This is a genomic window from Calothrix sp. CBUCES-K 9914 (assembly GCF_059640475.1).
The window spans coordinates 1-5,832 of the sequence record NZ_JBXXZH010000397.1 but is presented as its reverse complement, the minus strand read 5'-3'; the positions used below and the strand labels follow the sequence as shown (position 1 = coordinate 5,832).

Here is a 5,832-nt window from a genome sequence, read left to right as displayed (position 1 = left end):
TTTATAAACGCGAACTATGTTTAGTACTTTTTTACCTCTATTTCCCTTAACCGAGCAGTATTGACTCCAAATGGTATAGAGTCTACTGGCGCCACTATTGACCCAACGGTGTTAATAGTGGATGATTCAATAACAGTACGTGAATTGTTATCGCTATCGTTTAATAAAGCAGGGTATAGAGTGGAACAAGCGCGCGATGGTCAAGAAGCGTGGGAGAAATTACGTTCAGGTTTACCGTGCGATATTGTATTCTGTGATATAGAAATGCCACGCTGCGATGGACTGGAATTATTATCTCGTATTTCTAAGGAACCAAGTTTGAGTCAGTTACCTATCGCTATGCTGACTTCACGTGGCGCCGCACGCTGTTGTGACGCGCTATAAAAACCGTAAATTATCTATGTAATATGGCTTATCCCGGTTTTTTATTCCAATTGTACTAATACTCTGGTTTATATTAACGATGTAGCTCAAAATTTTCGCACTTTTTTAGTCACGTTATTCATTTTAATTGTCATACAACATTAGAAGGCTAAAGCTTACCTAGACACTAAAAACTACTAATAAAAGTTTCAATTAATTATGCTGCAATTACTGTATATTTGCAGCGAAATAGTAATTGATTATTGTGTTTATGCTGAACTATAGCTTTGATATTTTTCATAAATATATGCCAGTATGCAAGAATTAAAACAACAACAAAACGTAACCGAAATAATTCCATTGATAGACATCAAACAGCAAATGGACATTACATACTTATTAAGTCAAGGAGGAATTTCCGTTGCAATTATTTTATCGCTCACGATTTTTATATCTGTTACTCTTTTAAGAGTTAGTCAACTATCTAAGATAATTTTGCTTTCACATCGAAGTAGAAGAAAGAAAAACAATAATTAATCCTTCTGAGTTATAATTTACTGTATAAAAACAATTAATAAATTATAACTCATTGTTTCTCATTGGCGATGTAATGTAAAAGGAATTATGACTTAACAAATTAGGTCATAATGATACACTTTATAGAACATAATTTATTTTGTATTATTAAGAATAAAGCATTGAATAGCCTGTTTAGTATGCTTTGCGATTAGCATAATCATTATTTAGTGTATATATATACTCACTTGTATTACGTAAACGCATAAGCTGTTTTCGCATTTGTGGAGATGCTTTAAATTCCGAAATTTCATGTGCTTTAACAGCAGTTTGTAAAGTCTCTATAAAATCATCAGAACCATCGACTAAGGCTTCTAGTAGTACTTGTAACAGTTGGTCTCTATCGGAAAATAAACTCTTTTCCTCAACCAACCGAAATTTAAGATGTATTTCGCATTGGTAAACTCCCACTTCTACATTATTGATTTGCCGATTTTTTGAAGATATTAAAGCAGGTGTTAGTTTATTGTTCTCTTCTTTATTTACTTCTTTATTTGTCTTCATAATCACAGAAAGATTTCCTGATTCGTCCAAGTGTATTTTATCAATCAAGCAATCTTCTTGATTCAATAAATTATTTTTTTGAGCAATTATGTAGTCAATTTCATTTATTATGAAATTTAAATTACCATCAGTTTGAGCAGCTTCAAGTATTTGAATCATACGCTCTGCGGCATAATCAGATATTTCAAGAAGATTTGCTAATTCATAATACTCTTTTGCAATTTGTTTATAATCTGAAAAGTTTAACATATATTTTTGGGAATTTTGAGATAAATTGTTTGCTTTTGAAGCATCATTATTTTTCATTTTTTTACCTTCATTTTTACTATATTTGACATTCTCTTATTGCTGGATGTACTAACATATATACAATTTAACTTATAATTTTAACCTTTACCAGATTTGTAATCATCTGTTTGTATTATGCCATGATAATTTTGACGTAAACGCTCTAAAGCACGTTGCCCTCTTTTACGAAGACGTGTAATTATAAGTTCATTAACCTCCAATTCCTCTTTTATAGAAACAAGATATTCAGCAATTTTACGCCAAGATAGACCATCAATTATATGTAGTTTCAAAATATTATAGTCTTTTTTACTCAAAGATTGAATTGCTAATTCTAACACTTCAACATTAGCATCGGTAGTGCTATTGACATTATTGTTATAAGTCAAAATTAATTCTGATTCAGATTTATACATTTCTTTTAGGTTATTCATTTTCTGCTTTTCTCTAAATTTTTCTCGTACAATATTTAACGCTGTTAGTTTAATCCAAGCAGGAAGACATGGTATTTCATCTCCCATTATCACTTTTTTAAAACCTCGAATATACGCTTCTTGAAAAATATCAAGTGGTTCATAATCATCGTCTATTTTGAATTGGAGAAGGTGACGTTTAATAGTAGCTAAAATAATCAAGCTTTGCGGTTCTGATGGGTCTAATAATAACTTTATTGATAAATTAAATAAATTGACTTTTTCTTTTACTTTTAAATCAGCTTCCTCTAAAAGAGATGACATTTCATGGGAGAAATTGATTGGTTTTTCCTGAAAATTCATGCTTACCTCAATAAAACATATCGATTTTTGTATATCTGCCGATTTTGTATAGGCTTATAAATCAGGTTTTCTCTGATTGCCATAAAAATCTTTATAATTGACTTTTTGTTAATTATCGGTGACATATCTCCACCTATCTCACGCTTCCTACCCCCTTTTAAAGTTTGTTCCAACGTAGTAATAGAAGTTTTAACCCTGATATCGAACATAAGTACTAACTAAAGATGATTATTCAAGCATCTATGTAAGTTTGCTAATTTTGCAAAAAGCGTGACATGTTGGTATTAAGTTTTATCTAGGATTACATGGCACAAAGCGTCTGCAAAGCGGCCGCTTCCACAATCTGATTAGTTTGACTCGGTACGTCAAGGTAATTTGGGTGTACAAGCAACTGTTTATTCTGAAGACGAATTTGGACAGTTGGCTGCGGGTTTTAATGAAATAACTAGTGGAATTTTTACCACGACACTCCGTTGCTACACGCAAGGCACAAGAACTTGAAGTTGCGCTAAGAAAATTTGCAACGCTCAATAATTCGCTTACTCGATGATGTGGAAGGCGCCGCATGAGGTGACGCGCACTGTACAAGCAGAAGTAACCGCGCTCCGTACTCGGCGCCGTTGCCGATGCCTTTAATTTAACCATCCAAAACCTCCGTGATATTGTCCAACAAGTAAAAGTTGCGGCACTCGTAAGTTACAAAGGCGCCACTAATTCAGAAACATTCGCACGCGCGCGATTTATTATGTTATTTTTTACTTGAAGGGGACTGTACACCAGTGGGTTTAGAGCCACGTTGTACGCAATTTATAAAATAAAAATGACCCCATTCAAAAAGTTGCGTAAACCTCTGGCTATTGCTTTAATAGCCTCGATTACTGCTTTGAGTTGTCACATCGAAGTAGTCAATACAAGTAGCTCTAATTCACGGTCAACGACAATAAAGATAGGAGTTGACGTGAAACTGAGGGGAGGTTTGCCCAAGCTTAAATAAGTAATTATACTCTTAGCTATTGTGTCACAATGGCTAAGGGTTTATTTTATTATTTATTAAATATTGCGGACAAAATCAGATAAACTAGAATAGATTTTATCAAATACCAACTGAACACAGATTTTTCAAATTTAAGATTTTATAGCTTTTTATTCTTTTGTCCAAAGTTGTAAAAAGTATTGTAGGTAAACAAATAGCTACTATTGGACAAATTCGCGGGATGCTATTAGAAGAAGCTTTACTTTATTTACTTCGATTCCCGCACCCCGATATTCAATATTATCAGTAACTTTACTCAGGTATTAGCTAAGTACTAATGGGTATTATTGTAATAATGTGAGTATTAATAAAATAAATTAAATATGGATATTGCAAGAGCAATGTTTTTAGGTGGCAAAATAGTTTATGCAAATGATTGTGATGTTTCTTCCTACCTTGAGTTAGGCTTACGTTGTTCTGTATGTAGAGAACCTGTTTACCTAAAAACTGGTAAGATTAGGAAGCCTCATTTTGCTCACTTTAAAGGTACTGACTCAAGACTTGTAGAGGAATGTAAACTTAGGGCAGCAGCTTACGGTAATTATACAGAAAATATTGATTTTATTGAAGATAGAGAGCAGAGGCTAGAAATATTTCAAAAACACTTCTTAAAGATGATTTTCCTAGATGGAAATAAAATTGTTGACGATTCAAAATTTAAAAATTGGATTCATTCAGTAAAATGGACACATAATCAATTAATTAACAATATTACTAAAGCTTGTACAGAATATTTTCTAATACACCAACAATCAATGCAAGATAAGTATATTCTGACTCAAACCGAAATCATAGATAAACAAATTTTGCTAAAGCAAGAAATAGCTTTAGAAGCAATAAATTACTTGTGTGTAAAGTCTAGTGGTAGTTTGTTAGAGTATATAATACATTACAGTGTATACAAATTATATAATCAGTCTCAAGAATATAACATTTTAAAGCAATTATTGATAGAAGAAAATCTAAATAAAATCTGCTTATTTATTATTGAAATAATTATACTTAATCCTTGGACGAAAGCATTTTGTAATGCTAAAAATATAAACTTATCCATTGTTGATACTTCTCAGTTATCTATTCCCGAACAGACCCAGCAGAAAGCACCATCTCAACTACAAATGTTTTTGGCACAGGTTCAAAATGGTGTTAAGGGTAAACCAATTAACTCATCAAATATTAACGCTTCTCAATTAACCAGATTAGAACGCGACAAATTAATAAACCAATTCCCTCTATATTATATTTTACCTGCTTTACGATATGGCGCCAGAGGTGGTACAAAAAAGATTGATATTAAATGTCAAGTTAGAACTATAATTAACAGTGATGAAAATACAGCTATTCAGTTTTCATTTATGGTTAACGAATATATTAAAGCTGATAGTCGTTTTAAAAATGCAGATGGTAAATATATGAAGTGTGAAATTGAGGTGTGGAATCCAGCATTAGTTTACAAGTTTAGTCCTAACTTTAGCTTGAGCGTAGAACCGCATCATGAGATGTTATTCCCGTATGGTGGATATATATTTGATTTTCCAGAAATAAAAACTAGATGTGAATTAGCAAATCTGTTTAATGCATTAATTAGTTACGGTCAGATTGAGTATATTAAAACTAGGGAAGACAACAATAAGTTGTCTATAACTTCCGCATCTGACTGTAGTATTTTGGTATTGTATGAGTTATTAAAACATTGCCATATTATTCCTAATACTAGATTAAATGCTAAAAATAAATATGAAGAAATTGAATTTAAAACAGTGATGCGGTGTATGATAAACGCGGCTAAAAAAGCAGTTGAGTCCGGCGTGCCTTTAATAGAAGGTATGCTATTGCACAGCTTATCTACTGCTGCGAAGAGGCAAATTTCTTGATGCCCACTTAGTACAGGCACCTTACAAAATTGAATTGCGTACTAGCTTAGTACTATAAATGCTTAACGCGGAACGTTTCATAACAGCCTCAGATCAATGTCGCTTTAACGCATGGTTGAGGTTGAGCCGAAATAAGATTTAAAACGGAAATAGAAGCGCTCATACCCTTGATTTAGAGTTATCCATAACAGCGTTGTGTACATAAAGTAGCAATTTATCAAACCCATGCAGGATAAACATTCTCAGCATCTATTTCCGTTTGTCGCGTGTATCTCGGCTCAACCTCTAAATAAATCATCGAGTTGGTACAAACTGCAATGGCGCCGCTGTACATACTTTAGGCAACTCCAACTAAAGTATTAGGCGCCTTGCCCATAAAAAGTATTGCTACAATTCAAGCTTTATTGTGATGTGTAAG

Annotated in this window: 3 protein-coding genes and 2 pseudogenes; 3 read left to right on the top strand and 2 right to left on the bottom strand. The window is 32.8% G+C overall.

Going from position 1 to position 5,832, the window contains the following annotated elements:
• Positions 1–90 precede the first annotated feature (90 nt).
• Positions 91–360, top strand: a pseudogene (locus tag AC2JBO_RS42310) (response regulator); the annotation flags it as partial.
• Between the two features lie 714 nt (positions 361–1,074).
• On the opposite strand, the gene AC2JBO_RS42305 reads toward AC2JBO_RS42310, so the two are convergent.
• Both AC2JBO_RS42305 and AC2JBO_RS42300 read right to left on the bottom strand, forming a co-directional pair.
• The gene (locus AC2JBO_RS42305) at positions 1,075–1,386 is read right to left on the bottom strand and encodes an Npun_R1517 family heterocyst differentiation transcriptional regulator (protein ID WP_496959616.1); all 312 of its coding nucleotides are present in this window, start codon (positions 1,384–1,386) and stop codon (positions 1,075–1,077) included.
• A gap of 443 nt (positions 1,387–1,829) precedes the next feature.
• On the bottom strand, positions 1,830–2,507 hold the full coding sequence (locus AC2JBO_RS42300) for a sigma-70 family RNA polymerase sigma factor (RefSeq protein WP_496959615.1): 678 nt from the start codon (positions 2,505–2,507) through the stop codon (positions 1,830–1,832).
• 351 nt (positions 2,508–2,858) lie between these two features.
• Between AC2JBO_RS42300 and AC2JBO_RS42295 the strand changes: the two are divergent.
• A pseudogene (locus AC2JBO_RS42295) lies at positions 2,859–3,243 on the top strand (HAMP domain-containing protein); the annotation flags it as partial.
• Positions 3,244–3,863: 620 nt separating this feature from the next.
• Complete coding sequence (locus tag AC2JBO_RS42290) at positions 3,864–5,414, top strand: competence protein CoiA family protein (protein WP_496959614.1); 1,551 nt, start codon at positions 3,864–3,866, stop codon at positions 5,412–5,414.
• The last annotated feature ends 418 nt before the right edge of the window (positions 5,415–5,832 follow it).